Below are 17,639 nucleotides of genomic sequence, written 5' to 3' on the forward strand. Positions count from 1 at the left end.
CAGAGAAGGACTGAGAACTCATGGCTATTCGTAAGTACAAGCCGACGACCCCGGGTCGTCGCGGATCGAGCGGCGCCGATTTCGCCGAGATCACCCGCGACCACCCCGAGAAGTCGCTGGTTCGTCCCCTGCACGGTCGCGGCGGACGTAACGCACACGGTCGGATCACCACCCGGCACAAGGGCGGCGGTCACAAGCGCGCATACCGCTTGATCGACTTCCGTCGCAATGACAAGGACGGCGTCAACGCCAAGGTCGCTCACATCGAGTACGACCCGAACCGCACCGCACGCATCGCACTGCTGCACTACGTGGACGGCGAGAAGCGCTACATCATCGCACCGCGCGGTCTGTCGCAGGGCGACGTCGTGGAGAGCGGCCCCGCCGCCGACATCAAGCCCGGCAACAACCTGCCGTTGCGCAACATCCCGACCGGTACCCAGGTGCACGCCGTCGAGCTGCGCCCCGGTGGCGGCGCGAAGATGGCCCGCAGCGCGGGTGCGTCGATCCAGCTCCTCGGTAAGGAGGGCGCCTACGCGACCCTCCGTATGCCGTCCGGCGAGATCCGCCGCGTCGACGTGCGCTGCCGCGCAACCGTCGGCGAGGTCGGTAACGCCGAGCAGAGCAACATCAACTGGGGCAAGGCCGGCCGCATGCGCTGGAAGGGCAAGCGCCCGACCGTCCGCGGTGTCGTGATGAACCCGGTCGACCACCCGCACGGTGGCGGCGAGGGCAAGACCTCCGGTGGTCGCCACCCGGTCAGCCCGTGGGGTCAGCCCGAGGGCCGCACCCGTAAGAACAAGGCCAGCGACAAGCTGATCGTCCGGCGCCGTCGCACCGGCAAGAACAAGCGATAAGCAGGGAGGAGTTAGAGAATGCCACGCAGCCTCAAGAAGGGCCCGTTCGTCGACGACCACCTGCTTGCCAAGGTGGACACGCAGAACGAAAAGGGCACCAAGCAGGTCATCAAGACCTGGTCGCGCCGTTCGACCATCATCCCCGACTTCATCGGTCACACCTTCGCCGTCCACGACGGTCGCAAGCACGTGCCGGTGTTCGTCTCGGAGTCGATGGTCGGGCACAAGCTGGGCGAGTTCGCCCCCACCCGTACCTTCAAGGGTCACATCAAGGATGACCGGAAAGCGAAGCGCCGGTAATGACTACGCAGACCGATAATCCCACCGCGAAAGCGACCGCCAAGTTCGTTCGCGTGACGCCGATGAAGGCCCGTCGTGTACTCGACCTGGTCCGCGGCAAGAACGTCGACGAGGCGCTCGACATCCTGCGGTTCGCACCGCAGTCGGCGTCGGAGCCCGTCTACAAGGTTCTCGCCAGCGCTGTCGCGAACGCCGAGAACAACCTGGATCTGGATCGCCGGACCCTGGTCGTGGCGACCGCGTTCGCCGACGAGGGCCCGACGCTCAAGCGGTTCCAGCCGCGTGCTCAGGGTCGCGCGTTCCGAATCCGCAAGCGCACCAGCCACATCACTGTTGTGGTCGAGAGTCTTCCCGAGAAGGCATCGTCCGCACGCGGCCGGTCGCGTCAGCCGAAGAAGAAGGGAGCCTGACAGTGGGCCAGAAAATCAACCCGCACGGCTTCCGTCTGGGCATCACCACCGACTGGAGTTCGCGGTGGTACGCCGACAAGCAGTACGCGGAGTACGTGAAAGAAGATGTCGCCATCCGCAAGCTCCTCTCGACGGGGCTCGAGCGCGCAGGCATCGCCAAGGTGGAGATCGAGCGTACGCGTGACCGCGTCCGCGTCGACATCCACACGGCTCGTCCCGGCATCGTCATCGGACGCCGTGGCGCCGAGGCCGACCGCATCCGCGGTGACCTGGAGAAGCTGACCGGTAAGCAGGTCCAGCTGAACATCCTCGAGGTGAAGAACCCGGAGTCGGAGGCACAGCTCGTCGCCCAGGGCGTCGCCGAGCAGTTGAGCAACCGCGTGGCGTTCCGTCGCGCGATGCGCAAGGCGATCCAGTCGGCGATGCGTCAGCCGAACGTGAAGGGCATCCGGGTCCAGTGCTCGGGTCGCCTCGGCGGAGCAGAAATGAGCCGCAGTGAGTTCTACCGCGAGGGTCGCGTGCCGCTGCACACGCTGCGCGCCGACATCGACTACGGACTCTACGAAGCCAAGACGACCTTCGGCCGCATCGGCGTGAAGGTCTGGATCTACAAGGGTGACATCGTCGGTGGCAAGCGTGAGCTGTCCGCAGCAGCGCCGGCAGCCGAGGATCGTCGTCCGCGTCGTCCCAGCCGTCCTCGCCGCAGCGGTGCCTCGGGCACCACGGCCACCAGCACCGACGCAGGTCGGGCAGCGGAGGCTCCTGCCGAGGCAACTGCTGGCGCCGGCGCCGGAGCAGAAAAGCAGGAGGGCTGAGGCATGTTGATCCCTCGTCGGGTCAAGCACCGCAAGCAGCATCACCCGAGCCTCAAGGGCCAGGCCAAGGGCGGCACCAAGGTGACGTTCGGTGACTACGGCATCCAGGCTCTGGAGAGCGCCTACATCACCAACCGTCAGATCGAGTCCGCTCGTATCGCCATCAACCGGCACATCAAGCGTGGCGGCAAGGTGTGGATCAACATCTTCCCCGACCGTCCGCTGACCAAGAAGCCCGCCGAGACCCGCATGGGTTCCGGTAAGGGTTCGCCCGAGTGGTGGGTCGCCCCGGTCAAGCCGGGTCGCGTGCTGTTCGAGATGACCTACCCGGATGAGCACACCGCTCGCGAGGCCCTGCGCCGCGCGCAGCACAAGCTGCCCATCAAGACCCGGATCGTGACCAGAGAGGAGCAGTTCTGATGGCACTCGGAGTTGCAGCGGCTGAGCTTCGTGAGCTCACCGACACCGACCTGGTCGACCGGCTCAAAGAGTCGAAGGAAGAGCTGTTCAACCTTCGGTTCCAGATGGCCACCGGCCAGCTCGACAACAACCGTCGTCTGCGGACCGTGCGTCGCGAGATCGCGCGCATCTACACCGTGATGCGCGAGCGTGAGCTGGGTCTGGCGTCGGGACCGGATGGTGATGACGCATGAGTGAGGACCAGAAGGTGACCGAAACCCAGACGCAGGAGCGTAACCGTCGCAAGGAGCGCATCGGTTACGTCGTCAGCGACAAGATGCAGAAGACCATCGTGGTCGAGCTGGAAGATCGTACGCGCCACCCGCTGTACGGCAAGATCATCCGCACCACGAGCAAGGTCAAGGCCCACGACGAGAAGGGCGATGCCGGCGTCGGCGACCGCGTGCGGATCATGGAGACCCGCCCGCTGTCCGCGACCAAGCACTGGCGTCTCGTCGAGGTGCTGGAGAAGGCCAAGTAAGAGCCGTCTCTGCCAGACAACGACTGTGGCCCGCCCCCGGAAAGGGGGCGGGCCACAGCCGTGTCTAGTGCTGTCGTATGTAGTGCGGTTGTGTAAACGGCAGTCGCTGGCTGTTGTGTAGCGCAATGTCATTGAGGGTCCTGTCGTGCTGTCGGCGCGATCTGCGCTGCCCATCGACAGAGATGCGACGCCTCCCCGGAAACGACTCGACCCGCCCGACTGGAAAGTCGAGCGGGTCGGTGACCGGTGCGCCGCTGCTCACCCGGAGAGGTGGCCGGTGAGCTGCTCGACCGTCGTAGTGAGCGGTCGTCCACCCCCGCTCACAGGACAAGAATATGGGCGACGACCGGTGTCGAAACAGGGACTTTCGACCCGATTGCGGCTACGAGGTAACCGACTCGATCCAATTGATGTCGTCTGGGGTGACCTTGCGGGACTTGGCCGCATAATCGGCGTGCTCGGTCAGGAAGTGGCGCACCATCGGGCACACGGGCACGATCAGCTTCCCGGCGGCGATGGAGTCGTCGAGTGCCTCGCGCACCAGGATCGTCGCCAGGCCGCGCCCGCCGAAGTCCGGGCCGACTTCAGTGTGGTAGAACACGCGCTCGGCCGTACCGTCGTGATCGCGGTCGCGGTAGGCGGTGAGTCCGGCGACGCGGCCGTCGACGCTGATCTGATAGCGGTTCTCGTCAGCGAGATGGCTGACGTTGGTCTCGGCTCCGGTCTTGTCGGTTGTCATGGGTTCGAGGGTAGGCCGTCGGGTCATGTCGGCACCCGTCTGCTCGCGCACGTCACCGTTGCTCACGGCCGTGAGTGTCCCACTAGTGTGGTGGAAGGGCGGGGAAAAGAATCGTCGTGGGATGGAGACTTGTATGAGCACCCTGTCCGTCGTAGTTCCTGCTTTCAATGAGGAAGAGACGATCGGGATGTGTCTTGATCACCTGCTTGAGCAGACTCAACCGATCGGCGAGATCATCGTGGTCAACAACGCATCAACGGATCGCACCGCTGACGTCGTCAGCGAGTACATCGCCGAGTACGGGGACCGAGTACGGCTGATCAACGAACCGACGAAGGGCGTCGTCGCGGCCCGCAGATGTGGGTTCGACGCCGCATCGTCGGACATCATCGCCAAGACTGACGCCGATACGCTCGTGAGTTCGACATGGGCGGAGTCGATCGTCCGGTTCTTCGACAGTGAGCGTGGTCGGGACCACGCCGCAGTGACCGGGCCGGTCATCATGTGGGACGGCCCATCGTACGAGCTGCAACGCAAGGTGAGTGCGGCAGGCATGGGCAAATTGGCTGAGGGCGGTGATATCGAGGGCATACACGGTCCAAATTACGCACTGCGCGCGGCGGCCTGGCTGCAGGTTCGCGATGACCTGACCGATCGCGCGGACATCTGGGAAGACCTCGATCTCGCACTCGCACTGAGAGATCGGGGCCTGCGACGCTATTTCGATCCAGCTGTCGCGGTCGCTGCATCGTGTCGTCAACTCCGGCACTCCCCGTGGGCAAATCGAAGTTACATACTCGGGGGGATCCGGACCGCGCGAGCGCGAGGCGATCGACGTGTAGAACTCATGATGACAGCAGAACTGCCGTTTCGGATAGCGACGTTCACGGCGATGTGGTTGGTTTTTCGGCCGTGGGACGATGTGCAAGAGAACTGGCGGCCCCAGCGGTTGTTCCGGACTCTGGAGCGGCGCAGGCCACTCGTGACCGCAGAACGGTGACGCGAGCTAGGTAATAGGCGAGGCTCGATCGTGCGAGGTGGTGAAGAGTCTTGCGGGGCGCCACTTCTCAGCAATCGGATCCCAGGGGCGGATGATGAGCCAGAGAATCGTCAAGAACAAGAAGTTGAAGGGAGCGGCGACCGTTCTGAGTGTTGCATCGACGTAGTGGCCGCTCTTGGCCGCCGTTGCGATGCCGGTGGCCAACGATCGGAGATTTTTGGGAGGAGGAATCAGCGCGCGCCGCGGCGAGGTGAGTGCATGCATCGACGGATTGAAGTACATCGTGAGGCCGGCATCGCGGAGTGCTTGGCTGATCACCTGATCCTCGTGGGTGCCAGGCAGGTCGTGCGCGACCACAGAGTCGCGAACCCGTGCCCACGCGTCACCCCTGATTCCCATACTGCCCCCGATGATCGCTGGGGTCGGACCACCGTTGCCTTTGCCTTGAATCCGCATGGTCCACAGAAACGCCGCGGTGAACGCATCCTGAGCGGGGGCGTCGTAGAACATCGTGACTCCGGTGACTGCCGCCCAACGTCCGTCGGAGAGTGAGTCGGACACGCTCTGAGTCCAACCGGGACTCATCCGTACATCGGCGTCGACTCTCCCGATGATGTCGCCATGTGCTGAGTCGAATCCTGTCCGTCGGGCGAAGGCAACACCCCGGCGTCGTTCCTCGATGACCCGAATTCCGGGATGGTCGGCAGCGTAGCGCTGCGCGATGACGAGCGTGTCGTCGGTCGACGTGTTGTCGACCACGATGATCTCGTCGAACGGAGGCGACTGAGCTAGCGCGTGGTCGAGACAAGAGGCGATGTTGTCTTGCTCGTTGAATGCTGGGATGACTAGTGAGATGGTCACAGCTGCTCCTGCCTCGCGGTGCGTACCTGTTCGACGCTAACGAACGCTACCCACGGCGAGTGGCCGCTTTTCGATATCCGCGAATCGCGGGGTACAAGAACACCCCGACCATCACCCCAGCCCAAACGAGCGTTTTGATCAGGTTCTCCGTGATGGGGCCCCCAGCTGCGAGTGCACGCATGACCTCGATTGCGGGTGACATCGGCTGATTGTTGACTATCGGCTGGAGCCACCCAGGGTATGTGTCCGCAGGTGCGAAGCCGGAGTTGAAAAACATGAGCAGCGTTGAAATGAGTGAAAGCAGCGGAACCAGTGGCGCTTTCGCGGGTGAGTTTACCGCGAGCGCCAGGACCATCGTCGAGAACGCGATCCCGTAGACCAGCGCGATCAGCACAATGCCGATTGCAGGGAACACGCCTTGGTTCAGGCGGAAACCAATAAGATAGCCGGCAGCAAGCAGGATGAGCGTCGTCAGCAGTATCCGGGTCAACTCGGCACACACCCGTGCGGCGAGGTCGGCGCTGCGGTGGATCGGAAGTACGTAAAGCCGGGCGAGCAGACCGGTACCCGACTCGAGATTGAGTCGGACACCTGCCGCCATGGAACCAAACATCGCACCCAGCAGGATCACCAGTGGAACGGTGCCAAAGGCGCTGTCCTGGCCGGTCGCGGCGCCAACCGTGTCGCCGAGGACGACTTTGAACATCACCATGCTGATGACCGGGACGATGAGGCTCTGGAGCATCGTCGAGCGATCGCGAAACCACACCGACAACTGGCGGCCTGTGAGTGCGCGGGTCTGGTCGACGAACGCGCGTACCGAGCGCTCTGTGTCCTCGTCGTGCACAGAAGGCCCGACGAAACCGTGTGCGCTGACCGCTTTGGCGGTGGTCATCATCCGAGCTTTCGTCTGGCGAGCATATACAGGACTACACACAGGGCGGCGAAAACCGCCATCCACGCGAACGCCGGAAACAACGTGCTCCAGGTGGCCGTCCCGTCGTTGAGGCTACGCATGGCACCTGTGAGCTGCGAGAAGGGCTGGTTACGCACGAAAGGGCGTATCCATTCGGGGAACTGTGTTTCCGGAACGAAGCCCGTGGAGAGCATTCCGAAGATGAGCAGAGGTAGACCAAGGATCTGACTGGTCGCCTCGGGGCTTGGCGCGACGGCGCCAACAGCGTCTGCCAACAACACGAACAACAAACCGATCGCGAGCGATAGGACGACGAGCCCGACGCCCTGGCCACCCTCAACGGGGCGCCACCCGATGATCAGGCTAGCTATGCATGCACATATCAGCGCCACAACGAGTAAAACGATGTTCGTTGAGGTTCGCGCTAATACCGGAATCGCTGACGGAATCGGCATCGCACGGAAGCGGCGGTTGATGCCGGCATCGGTGTCGGTGGCCGACCGCATCGCCGCCGAAGTAGCGGCGAAACCCATCGACTGAAGTGCGATGATCGGCATGAGATACTGCGCGTAGTTCATCCCTGGGTACTGGTTCATGATGGTGCGCAGCGGAAGGTAGAAGCACAGCGCGAACAGTGCGGGTGCGATGAGCGAAAAGGCAATTTCACCCGTTCGGATGATCCCCATGAGGCCCCGAGACGTCAGCGCCCACCATTGCTCGACGGCGCGAGGCGACGCGGCGACGCCTGCTCCGAGTCCTGGCTCGATAGCGGTCACCCGTCCACATCCTGCGTAGGCGAGGTGAGGTCCAGGAAGACCTCGTCGAGTGAGGGCTTGCGGATCACGACGTCCGAGAGTTCAATTTTGGCCACAGTGCAACGGCGGACCACTTCCACGAGGGTATGCGTGCCGTCAGGGGCAGGTACAGCGATCGAGTCGGTTTCGTCGCCGTTGGCATGGAGTGCGTTTCTGGACCTGCGGATGAGATCGGAGAGCAGCTCGGTCAACCGCGGGATGTCCTCGCTGAAGGTCGGCGTCACCTCGCAGACGGTCCCGCCGGTCTGAGACTTCAGTTCGTCCGACGTACCTTCGGCGATGACCCGACCGTGGTCGATGACGACGATGCTGTCACTGAGCACGTCGGCCTCCTCCAAGTACTGCGTGGTGAGCAGCGTCGTCACTCCCGAGTCACGCAGGCGCGAGACCAGAGACCAGACCTCGTGTCGGCTGCGCGGGTCGAGCCCGGTGGTCGGCTCATCGAGGAACACCACTTGAGGAGACGTGACCAGGCCGCATGCGATGTCGATCCGACGTCGCATGCCCCCGGAGTACTCGTGAACCTTGCGGTCGGCTGCTCCGGTCAACCCGAACATCTCGAGGAGCTCCACCGCGCGTTTGGTCGCTCGCTTCTTACCGAGGCCAAGGAGCCGGCCGAAGAGCACCAAGTTCTCGCGACCGCTGAGGGCCTCGTCGAGCGCAGCGAATTGTCCGGTGAGCGTGATCGCTCGGCGCACACCTGCGGGGTCGGCGCTGATGTCGTGGCCGGCAACGGTCGCTGAGCCCCCGTCGGGCTTGAGGAGTGTGCACAACATGTTGACCGTGGTCGTCTTGCCCGCGCCGTTCGGCCCGAGCACCGCGAGAACCTTGCCTGCGGGCACCGAGAAGCTCACGTCATCGACTGCGACGTTGTCTCCGAACACCTTCCGGAGGTTGCACACCTCGATAGCGGAAGAGGTCAGAGTGGGTATCCGAGCGGCCATCGTGGACTCTGAGGACACCGTTGGCGGAGCCGACTCGACCGTCAGTGTGGACGATGTGGGCTGCCTGCTCTCTGCATACCCTGTCGATGCCGGCGGGGCGGGCCAATCGGAATGGCTCGTGGTGCGCCATCCGCGACCGACTGTGTCGACAACGGCCAGATCCGCTGTTGTCTGGGGGTGTCTCGACTGAGACGTTGGCGTGGGCGGATGTAACGACCCAGCGCACTCGGTGCCGTTCAGGTGCTGAGTGCCATTCGGGGTTTCGGTGCTGGTGCTCGCGGTAATTGGAGGAGTCCATGCGGGACTACCATCAACAGCTGCGTGGCGGCCGAGTGCTCCCTCGGTACTCTCGGCCCGTGCGTCGCCGCGCGCGGGCCAGCCATCGCCACCGCCAGCGCGCAACGATGGCAGCAGATACCCGTCGTTCGCGGTCACCGGATCGGGCGCTGCGTGACGGCCGCGCGACTGCTCTGGCATCGGTCTCCTCAGCTCTAATGCACGCCGTCAGGGGGACTGGCGCTGTATGGCTTCGCCCGCGCTCATGACCCTACGCAATCGCATGACCGCGGATCAGGAGTGCCCGGTCGAATCGTGAGATCCGACCGAGTGCGACTATCCTCCTCTATTTGACCGCCGGTCGAAAGCTACCCGTTACATGTGGGCGGCGTGTCTCGCGACTGGTGACACGATTTCACAGAATCGTCTTCCGTGTAACGCGAGGTAAGCGCTGAACGACGTGTTAGGGGAGTAGCAGGGAGACCGACGCCCAGAACTCCCTGTGCGGTGGTGTGCTCTGAATCTCTTGAGGACGTTGTCGCCAAAAGGGTTCGAAAGACGGATATTCGTGAGCGGGATGCATGTCCTAGTCTGGAGTGATTGAGTTTCGTGCACAGCCAGCCACAAGACGTCAGTGAGGATTGTCGGGATGAATGATGGGGCGTTGACCGGTGGTGAGGCGACCCCGAGTGGGTTCTTGCCGCTGACGGCTGCGCAGCGCGGAATGTGGTTCGCTGAGAACCTCGCCGCGGATTACTCCATCACGATCGCGCACTACATTGATATCCGTGACAATGGTCGGACAATCGACCTTCAACTGCTCAAACAGTGTGTTCGTGACGTCGCTTGGGAATTCGAATCCCCTTTTACCAGCATTTCCGAAGTCGACGGAGTGCCGATTCAAGCAGTTGATCGGATGGTCAACTTCGTTGTCGACGAGTTGGATTTCCGTGGGCAGTCAAACCCCGAGGCACGTGCGATCGAGTGGATGCGGGCTAGGTACGCGCGGTCGATTGACCTGACCGTCGGTCCATTGGCGACAACGTGCCTGTTGCGCATCGCCGACGACCGAACGTTTTTGTACATGGATGGCCACCACATCGTTCTCGATGGATACTCGGCGTTGACGAGTCTGATGACGGCGCTGAATCGGTACAACGCGCAAGTCGACGGCACCGACGAGGCAAATCCTGCGCGCGCAGGTCTCGCGGAGATCGTCGAGTACGACCAGTCATATGCGTTGAGTACCCGCCGCGAACGGGATCGCGAGTACTGGGCGGAGAAGGTTCGCGACCTCCCTGAACGAGTCACGTTGTCGACGCAGTCGGCGACGGCGCCTCTATCAGCGCACAACGTGGTCGCTGGTTATGACATCGACGCTGAAACGCAACGTCTCGTCGAATCGGTCGCGTCCGGTCTCAATTCGTCGGTCGCCGTCGTCCTTACTGCTGCGTTCTCGGCCTTCATGGCGCGTATGACTGGCACAGACGAGGTTGTTCTCAGCCTGCCCGTGACCGGCCGAGCAACCGCGAAGGTTCGCAACGGTGGCGGCATGCTCTCCAACATGCTTCCGGTTCGGGCCGCAGCAGTCTCCGACGCCACGATGGGTGAGCTGATCTCGCAGATGCATCTCGAGTTGACGGGTGCCCTGCGCCATCAGCGATTCCGATTCGAAGATATCCGCCTCGAGGCCGGCCTCGCCGACACCGTCTACGCCTCCTTCGGTCCGATCGTGAACATGATGTTCTTCGACAAGCCGATCACGGTGACAGGGGCGACCGTCGGCTACCACATCCTGTCCTCGGGAATTCTCGAGGACTTGCGCTGCAATCTCTACCAGGCCAGCCCTGGAGCGCCTCTGACCGTCGATCTGCACGGCAACCCCAACCTGTACACCGAAGACGAACTCGATCGTCATGTCAGGCGATTCATCGCGTTCACCCGCGCGTTGCTCTCCAATCTCGACTCCCGGATCACGCACGTCGAGTTACTGCTCCCTGAAGAGCGTGCGGACCTGCTCGCCCTCGGCGCGGGCGAATCGGTGGCCTTCGAGGCCGATGGGTCCGTACTGGCAGCGTTCGACGCCCAATGCCGTGCGACACCTGACGCGGCCGCAATCGAGTTCGATGACGCGACGTGGACTTATCGCGAGTTCTCGCAGATGCGATCAGACCTCGCTCGACGGCTGCGGACCGATGGTGTCGGCGTCGGCGACACCGTGGTTGTCAGCCTGGAGCGAGGCGTGGATCAGGTGTGTGCCGTCTATGCCGTGTTGACGCTCGGGGCCGCCTACGTGCCTGTCGACCCCCAGGCTCCCGCCGCACGTCGGACACAGATCACCGACACAGTCGGTGCAGCATTGGTTGTCGACGATGCCTACCTCCGTATCGGCGGAGCGCAGTTCGGGCAGAACGCAGAGTCTGAACTGCGTTCAACGTCGGGGCCGGCAGCCTACGTCATCTTTACTTCCGGGTCGACCGGAGCTCCGAAGGGAGTGGAGGTCGGCCACCGAGCCGTTATCAACCGCCTCGAGTGGATGCAGCAGCACTACCCGCTCGGCGCCGACGACCGCGTGCTGTACAAAACTCCGATCACGTTCGACGTTTCCGTGTGGGAACTATTGTGGCCGTTACGGACCGGCGCACGGATGGTCATCGCCCGACCTGGTGGCCACCGCGACCCTGATTACCTGCATTCGCTGATGAATCAACGTTCCATCACTGTTGCGCACTTTGTGCCGTCGATGCTGGACGTCTTCACCGAGGTCCTCGAATCAAAGTGCGTTCCGGCGGTCTTTCCCCCGAGCGTGCGACGGGTCTTCACTTCCGGTGAGGCTCTCACGGCAGAACTCGCCTCGACGGTGCAGTCCCGAAGTGCTGTCGATCTCGTCAATCTCTATGGGCCGACCGAGGCGGCCGTCGACGTGACCGAGTACCGTGTTGAACCCCACGTCGCGGATGTGCCTATCGGGCGACCGGTACCGAATGTCTCCGCCTATGTGCTCGATTCGCTGCTGCGCCCGGTTCCGGTCAACGTGACGGGCGAGTTGTATCTCTCAGGCGACCAGTTGGCCATCGGATACACAGCTCAGCCAGGTCTCACCGCGGATCGGTTCGTCGCCAATCCGTACGACGGCGGAACACGTATGTACCGCACCGGTGACCTTGTCAGGTGGTCGAGCGCCGGGGAGATTTTGTACATCGGGCGCGCGGACTTCCAGGTAAAGATCCGCGGACAACGCGTCGAGCTGGGTGAAATCGAAAGCGTCATGGCGGAATTGCCAGGCGTCGACAAGGCGGTGGTGATCGCGCGATCCGATGGCGGGAGGACGGCCGTGGTCGGCTACATCCGTAGATCCCGCGACACCAGCGATACGACCACCGATGACGATGTCACCGCAGACACTCTGCTTGGTTGGTGCCGTCGACGTCTGCCATCGCACATGGTGCCCTCGGCCATCGTCTTCGTGGACGAATTCCCTGTCGGCGCCAATGGAAAGCTCGACCGCACAGCACTTGCGCCCCCCGCAAGTCAGCCCGAAGGGCACTACGTCCCCCCGCGTACCGACGACGAGATCGGTTTGGCGCGGATCGTCGAAGAATTGTTGGGTGTATCGGGGGTGGGGATGCGCGACAACCTCTTCCGTCTCGGTGCCGACTCGCTGTCCGCTGCTCGACTCACGGCGCGGGTGCGGAGCGAACTCGGGCGAGAGTTGCGTGTGCTCGACATCTTCGGCTCCGACGACATCGGTCAAATGGCAAGACAACTGTCGGACATCGATGAGTCGGATTCGGGGCCCCGCCCGATGCCGCGTCCCGATGTGCTTCCGCTGTCGTCCGCGCAGACACGACTGTGGTTCATCAACAGGCTCGATCCGTCCGCGGGCACCTACAACATGGCCGGCACCGTCGCACTTGTCGATGTCGATGTCGACGCCATGCGTAGCGCTGTCATGGATGTGGTTGCCCGCCACGAGTCGCTGAGAACGGTGTTCACCGCGGTAGATGGTGAGCCGATCCAGGTGATCCGTTCTATTGAGGACCTCCCGACGGATGTGGTGCGCGGCACCGAGTACGTATCGCGCGATGACCTGGATGCTCGGGTATTGCAAGAGGCCAGTAGGGGATTTGACCTCACGAACGAGACGCCGTTGCGTGTCCGCATCTTCGTGTCGGACGGTAACGCGACGGTTCTGGTTGTTTTGCACCACGTGGCGGGCGACGGTGCGTCATTGATGCCTCTGATACGAGATGTCACCACCGCCTACGCGGCACGGCGAGCGGGCACCGAACCCGCCTGGGCGCCTTTGCCGCTGCAGTACGCCGACTACGCATTGTGGCAGCGTGAAAGACTGGGCGACCGGGGTGATGAGACATCCCTCGTGGCCCAGGAGCTCAGATTCTGGCGCAACTACCTCGCGGATCTGCCCGAGTTGCTGGACCTTCCAACTGATCGTCCTCGCCCTCGGATAGCGTCCGGTGTGGGTGATTTCGTCGACGTGTCGTTGGGGGAGAGGCGGACTCGACGCGTACTCGAACTAGCCGACTCTCGTGGTGTCACACCGTTCATGGTCGTGCACGCAGCTCTCAGTATCGTGCTCTCCAGGCTGGCCGGGGTCGACGACGTGCCAATCGGAGTGGCGGTTGCGGGTCGTGCTGACAAGGTTCTCGACGACGTGGTCGGTATGTTCGTGAATACCGTTCTAGTGAGGGTTCGACCCCAACCCGGGCTTTCGGTTGGTGCACTGATCGACGAGGTACGTAACGAATTCGCTTCTGCGATCGCGCACGCCGAGACACCGTTTGACGTTGTGATCGACGAGCTAGCTCCTCATCGATCCCTCTCACACACACCGATTTACCAGGTGGGCGTGACGTGGCAACGTGGACTTCCGGCTATGTCGGCCGACGATGACCCTGTGGAGGTGCGGCCGGTACGCGTGCCCGCTGCGAAAAGTGATCTGAGCGTCTCATTCGTGCAGTCGACACGCGGTGGGGCTGAACACATCGATGCGGAGTTCTCTTATGCGACAGACATTTTCGACAAAGAGTCTGTCCAACGATTGACCGGTTTCCTCCTCGAAGTGATCGATGGAATGCTGGCAGATCCGACCAGGTCAGTAGGTTCACTCGACATCGTCGGTCCGGAGAAGCGCGACTCCGCGCCGCAGCCGTCCCCGGTCGAGCCTCAGACCTTTGCCGCGCTCATCGACGCAGGGACCGCGCGGGGGTTACCAACCGCTCTGGCCATTGACGGTGAGTACCGCATCCGCTACGCGGATCTGATCGCACGCGCCAATCAGTTCGGACGTGAATTGATCGCGCGCGGTGTCGGCCCGGGCGACATAGTCGCCATCAGCATTGCTCGCTCACCCGATTCGGTTATGGCGACGCTCGCGGTGATCAAGAGCGGTGCGGGATTCGTTCTTCTCGATCCGGCCCAGCCTGCCGCGCGGCGTGCTGCGATGCTTGCCGATTCTGGTGCGCGAGTCGGCATCCGGCTGACGTCATCGGGCGAGGGCGAGTCCGTGCTTGGCGTCGAGGGCGACGAGCCGACGGTGTCGTGGATAGACATGAACGAACCCGAAATCGAGATCCAGATCGCGGGACACGGTGCAGGACCCATCGTCGACGCCGAGCGCACTATGCCGATTGCGCTCTCGGACGTCGCGTACCTGATCTTCACCTCTGGCTCGACGGGCACCCCCAAGGCGACCGCCGTCAGTCATCGCGGGCTGGCAGGGTTTGCCCGCAATCTGGTCGAGAGCTTCGGCGTCGACCGCTACTCCCGGGTCCTGCACGTATCGTCGCCGAGCTTCGATGCATCGATTCTGGAACTACTCCTTGCCTTTTCCGCAGGTGCGCAGTTGGTCGTCGCGTCTGCGGACACGTACGCGGGCGAGCAGCTCAGTGACTTCATCGAACGGCATGGGGTGACGCACGCGCTCCTGACTCCCTCCGTGCTTGCAACGCTTGATCCACACCGAGCGGGGTCGCTGTCGACGATCCTCAGCGGCGGCGAGGCACTGAGCGCTGACCTTCTCCGTCGCTGGTCGCAGCGTCGAGTGTTCAATCTCTACGGTCCAACGGAATGCACCGTGTGGGCCACGCTCGCTGGACCGCTACGCGCGGACTCCGAAGTCACAATCGGTGCGGCGCTGCCCGGTGTCACTGCTCGCGTTCTGGATTCGGCTCTGCGTCCTACGCCCGACGGAGTAGCCGGAGAGTTGTATTTGGCGGGCGATCAGGTTGCACTCGGCTACCGAGGTAGGCCGGGGCTCACCGCCACCCGTTTCGTTGCCGACCCATTCGGACATGGAACCATGTACCGCACCGGCGACCGGGTCACCCGGCGTACCACGGGCGAGCTCGTCTATCACGGACGCAGTGATTTCCAGTTGAAGATCCGCGGGCTGCGGATCGAACCAGGGGAAGTCGACGCAGCGTTGGCCGCGCATCCCGACGTTGATGCGGCGCTGAGTGTCGGCGTCACCGGGCCCGCGGGCGAGGCTGTGCTCGTTACCTACGTGACGGCCAGTGAAGGTGTCGAGCCACAACCGGAAGGCCTGCTCGCGTTCGCGCGCGAGCAGCTTCCTGCGTACATGGTTCCTCAGACCGTTGTGATCCTTGACGAGTGGCCGTTGACGCCGGTCGGCAAGATTGATCGAAAGTCGCTTCCCGCAGTCGATTTCACGATCTCCGCCGACTTCGTAGCTCCGCGGAGCCAGCTTGAGGGCGTAATCGCCGGGCTGTTCTCAGAGACCCTTGGAATCGACCGGGTAAGTGTGCACGATGGCTTCTTCGAACTCGGCGGAAACTCCTTGGCGGCGGCAAAGCTCGCCGCGCGGTTGTCGACCGTGCTAGACCGGCAGGTCAGCGTTCGTGAGCTCTTTGAGGCTTCTTCGACCTCGGAACTGGCCACCCATGTAGCGAATTCGTTTGGTGGGTCTACCGTTCCGCGGTTGATGCCGCACAATCGTGCGGAAATGGTGCCGGTGTCGATGGTGCAGCGCGGCATGTGGTTGCTCAACCGTGCTGACCCTGACTCCGCTGCGTACAACGTCTCGATGGCGCTGCGGCTCGAGGGTGACCTCGACATCGCTGCACTGACTGCTTCCGTGCAAGATGTAATCCGGCGCCACGAGTCGCTTCGGACGACCTATCCCATGGTCAACGGTCGTCCGGTTCAGGTGATCACTCCTGCCGATGACGCCGCTGACGCAGTCGACCTGCGAGTCGCCGAGGTCTCGGGCGACACCGCATCGGCGGTCGCGGAGGTGAATGCCGCGGGGTTCGACATCACCGAGCAACCTCCGACCCGACTCAGGCTGCTACGCGTCAGCAACACCGAGCATGTGTTGTGCTTCGTCGTGCATCACATCAGCGCTGATGGTGCATCGATGGCCCCGCTTGCACGAGACCTGATGGAGGCTTATGCCGCACGATCGGGTGGGTATGCTCCGCGGTGGCGTCCGCTGTCGATTCAGTACGCCGATTTCGCTCTGTGGCAGGCGGAAAAGCTTGAGCATACAAGTGACGGTGTCACGGAGGAGGAACGTCAACTTTCGTACTGGAGTAAGCGTTTGTCCGGTGTTCCTGATCTGCTTGAGCTGCCGGCGGACAGGGGCCGGCCGAAGTCACCGAGCTTCGCCGGTGGCGCGGTCGAATTCGAGATCGCTCCCGACACTGTGTCAGCGCTCGAGTCGATTGCGAGAGTTAACAACACGACGCTCTTCATGGTGATGCATGCCGCGTACGTCGTCTTCCTCAGCCGTATCAGCGGGGTCGACGACGTTGTGGTGGGGACGCCGTACGCAGGACGTGGGGAACAGGCACTCGAACAAGTCGTCGGCATGTTCGTGAACACGTTGCCGCTGAGGACCTCGGTTCGCCCGGGCGAGCGGTTCATCGACTTGCTTTCGCGCGTGCGTCACGAAGACCTCTCGGACTTCTCGCACACCGACGTCGCATTCGACGTCATTGTGGCCCGGGTCTTGCGACAGCCGCCCGTATCCTACAACCCGCTATTCCAGGTGATGTTCGCATTCCAGAACTTCGAGTTCCCCGTCGTCGAGCTACCAGGGGTACGCGCGACCCCGCTCAGCGAACCTGATATCTCTGCCAAGGTCGATCTCCAGCTGACGCTGACGCCCAGTGGTGCCTCCACAAGCTCGATCGCTGGTCAGTTCACTTATGCGCGAGATCTTTTTGATGAGTCGACGGTCGCAAGAATGGCTGCGCGTTTCGAGCGAGTGCTCGACGCCGTCGTCGCGGACTCGAACGGTGTTGTTGGTGACATAGACATCCGTCTCGAGGATGAGTTCCAGCAATCGTCGGTCGAGAACGTGAGCGTCGGCGACGTGCCACTCGCTGACCTTGTTCGTCTCGCAGCGGCTGAATCGCCCGCGGCCATTGCGGTCGACTTCGGTGGGGTCTCGCTGACCTTCGCCGACATCAAGACGTCAATGACCGCAATGGCTAGTCTGATGCCCGACTCGGGCGACGACTCCGCGCTGACAATGGCATTGATGACCGGTGTTGCGCCCTTGGCTGCCGGTGGTCCAGATGCTCTCGATGAAGTATTGAAGGCGCTGCGCGACAACGCAATACAGTTGGTAACCACTGAGGAGGCACACCGCCCGTGACGACCGTGGATTCGGCAACGGACATTTCACGCGGGTGGGGCGGGCCACCCTCCACGGCAACTCTGGTTGAGATCGCTGCGACTTTGGCGCCAACCGCCGGCGCGTTTGTCACGCGCAGTGGC

14 protein-coding genes are annotated in these 17,639 nt (G+C 62.9%); 9 read left to right on the forward strand and 5 right to left on the reverse strand.

The features are described 5' to 3' along the window. Positions 1–20: 20 nt before the first annotated feature. The 7 genes from rplB to rpsQ are packed head-to-tail and all read left to right on the forward strand — an operon-like array spanning position 21 to position 3,322. Positions 21–857 (forward strand): 50S ribosomal protein L2, encoded by an 837-nt coding sequence (rplB, locus tag GOACH_RS02935; protein ID WP_005170308.1) that lies wholly within the window; start codon positions 21–23, stop codon positions 855–857. Between the two features lie 18 nt (positions 858–875). Further along, positions 876–1,157: a 30S ribosomal protein S19 gene (rpsS, locus tag GOACH_RS02940; protein WP_005170311.1), complete on the forward strand. Its 282-nt coding sequence runs from the start codon at positions 876–878 to the stop codon at positions 1,155–1,157. Beyond that, positions 1,157–1,567 (forward strand): 50S ribosomal protein L22, encoded by a 411-nt coding sequence (gene rplV, locus GOACH_RS02945; protein WP_005170314.1) that lies wholly within the window; start codon positions 1,157–1,159, stop codon positions 1,565–1,567. Before rpsS ends, rplV begins: the two co-directional genes overlap by 1 nt. A 2-nt stretch (positions 1,568–1,569) precedes the next feature. Then, positions 1,570–2,382 (forward strand): 30S ribosomal protein S3, encoded by an 813-nt coding sequence (rpsC, locus tag GOACH_RS02950; protein ID WP_005170317.1) that lies wholly within the window; start codon positions 1,570–1,572, stop codon positions 2,380–2,382. A gap of 3 nt (positions 2,383–2,385) precedes the next feature. Continuing rightward, positions 2,386–2,802 carry a 50S ribosomal protein L16 gene (gene rplP, locus GOACH_RS02955; protein ID WP_005170319.1) on the forward strand — a complete coding sequence of 139 codons (417 nt, stop codon included), beginning with the start codon at positions 2,386–2,388 and terminating at the stop codon, positions 2,800–2,802. Beyond that, positions 2,802–3,035, forward strand: coding sequence for a 50S ribosomal protein L29 (gene rpmC / locus GOACH_RS02960; RefSeq protein ID WP_005170321.1), 234 nt, complete (start codon positions 2,802–2,804; stop codon positions 3,033–3,035). Before rplP ends, rpmC begins: the two co-directional genes overlap by 1 nt. Then, positions 3,032–3,322 (forward strand): 30S ribosomal protein S17, encoded by a 291-nt coding sequence (rpsQ, locus tag GOACH_RS02965; protein ID WP_005170322.1) that lies wholly within the window; start codon positions 3,032–3,034, stop codon positions 3,320–3,322. Before rpmC ends, rpsQ begins: the two co-directional genes overlap by 4 nt. Before the next feature lie 382 nt (positions 3,323–3,704). Here the strand turns inward: rpsQ and GOACH_RS02970 are convergent, their stop codons facing one another. Then, on the reverse strand, positions 3,705–4,061 hold the full coding sequence (locus tag GOACH_RS02970; RefSeq protein ID WP_040517664.1) for a GNAT family N-acetyltransferase: 357 nt from the start codon (positions 4,059–4,061) through the stop codon (positions 3,705–3,707). A 133-nt stretch (positions 4,062–4,194) separates the two neighbouring features. Here GOACH_RS02970 and GOACH_RS02975 point away from each other — a divergent pair, with 133 nt between their 5' ends. Then, on the forward strand, positions 4,195–5,061 hold the full coding sequence (locus GOACH_RS02975) for a glycosyltransferase family 2 protein (RefSeq protein ID WP_040517511.1): 867 nt from the start codon (positions 4,195–4,197) through the stop codon (positions 5,059–5,061). A 6-nt stretch (positions 5,062–5,067) separates the two neighbouring features. Here GOACH_RS02975 and GOACH_RS02980 read toward each other — a convergent pair whose 3' ends face one another. Genes GOACH_RS02980 through GOACH_RS24700 form a run of 4 tightly spaced genes read right to left on the reverse strand, consistent with a single transcriptional unit; the run spans position 5,068 to position 9,074 of the window. Continuing rightward, positions 5,068–5,922 (reverse strand): glycosyltransferase family 2 protein, encoded by an 855-nt coding sequence (locus GOACH_RS02980; RefSeq protein WP_005170330.1) that lies wholly within the window; start codon positions 5,920–5,922, stop codon positions 5,068–5,070. Positions 5,923–5,968: 46 nt separating this feature from the next. After that, positions 5,969–6,817, reverse strand: a complete 849-nt coding sequence (locus tag GOACH_RS02985; protein WP_005170332.1) for an ABC transporter permease — start codon at positions 6,815–6,817, stop codon at positions 5,969–5,971. Beyond that, a complete protein-coding gene (locus tag GOACH_RS02990) occupies positions 6,817–7,614 on the reverse strand; it encodes an ABC transporter permease (RefSeq protein ID WP_005170333.1) in 798 nt (265 codons plus the stop codon). The genes GOACH_RS02985 and GOACH_RS02990 overlap by 1 nt, the downstream gene beginning before the upstream one ends. Then, on the reverse strand, positions 7,611–9,074 hold the full coding sequence (locus GOACH_RS24700; protein ID WP_005170334.1) for an ATP-binding cassette domain-containing protein: 1,464 nt from the start codon (positions 9,072–9,074) through the stop codon (positions 7,611–7,613). The genes GOACH_RS02990 and GOACH_RS24700 overlap by 4 nt, the downstream gene beginning before the upstream one ends. 448 nt (positions 9,075–9,522) lie before the next feature. On the opposite strand from GOACH_RS24700, the gene GOACH_RS03005 reads away from it, so the two are divergent. Then, positions 9,523–17,517 (forward strand): non-ribosomal peptide synthetase, encoded by a 7,995-nt coding sequence (locus GOACH_RS03005; RefSeq protein ID WP_005170335.1) that lies wholly within the window; start codon positions 9,523–9,525, stop codon positions 17,515–17,517. Positions 17,518–17,639: the final 122 nt, after the last annotated feature.

Origin of the sequence: Gordonia aichiensis NBRC 108223 (assembly GCF_000332975.1) — a bacterium.
GTDB classification, from domain to species: domain Bacteria; phylum Actinomycetota; class Actinomycetes; order Mycobacteriales; family Mycobacteriaceae; genus Gordonia; species Gordonia aichiensis.

Bases quoted from the DNA above. Each gene is read 5' to 3' on its own strand.
- rplB (WP_005170308.1), top strand. From the start codon at position 21: ATGGCTATTCGTAAGTACAAGCCGACGACCCCGGGTCGTCGCGGATCG.
- rpsS (WP_005170311.1), top strand. From the start codon at position 876: ATGCCACGCAGCCTCAAGAAGGGCCCGTTCGTCGACGACCACCTGCTT.
- rplV (WP_005170314.1), top strand. From the start codon at position 1,157: ATGACTACGCAGACCGATAATCCCACCGCGAAAGCGACCGCCAAGTTC.
- rplP (WP_005170319.1), top strand. From the start codon at position 2,386: ATGTTGATCCCTCGTCGGGTCAAGCACCGCAAGCAGCATCACCCGAGC.
- rpmC (WP_005170321.1), top strand. From the start codon at position 2,802: ATGGCACTCGGAGTTGCAGCGGCTGAGCTTCGTGAGCTCACCGACACC.
- rpsQ (WP_005170322.1), top strand. From the start codon at position 3,032: ATGAGTGAGGACCAGAAGGTGACCGAAACCCAGACGCAGGAGCGTAAC.
- GOACH_RS02970 (WP_040517664.1), bottom strand. From the start codon at position 4,061: ATGACAACCGACAAGACCGGAGCCGAGACCAACGTCAGCCATCTCGCT.
- GOACH_RS02975 (WP_040517511.1), top strand. From the start codon at position 4,195: ATGAGCACCCTGTCCGTCGTAGTTCCTGCTTTCAATGAGGAAGAGACG.
- GOACH_RS02985 (WP_005170332.1), bottom strand. From the start codon at position 6,817: ATGACCACCGCCAAAGCGGTCAGCGCACACGGTTTCGTCGGGCCTTCT.
- GOACH_RS24700 (WP_005170334.1), bottom strand. From the start codon at position 9,074: ATGCCAGAGCAGTCGCGCGGCCGTCACGCAGCGCCCGATCCGGTGACC.
- GOACH_RS03005 (WP_005170335.1), top strand. From the start codon at position 9,523: ATGAATGATGGGGCGTTGACCGGTGGTGAGGCGACCCCGAGTGGGTTC.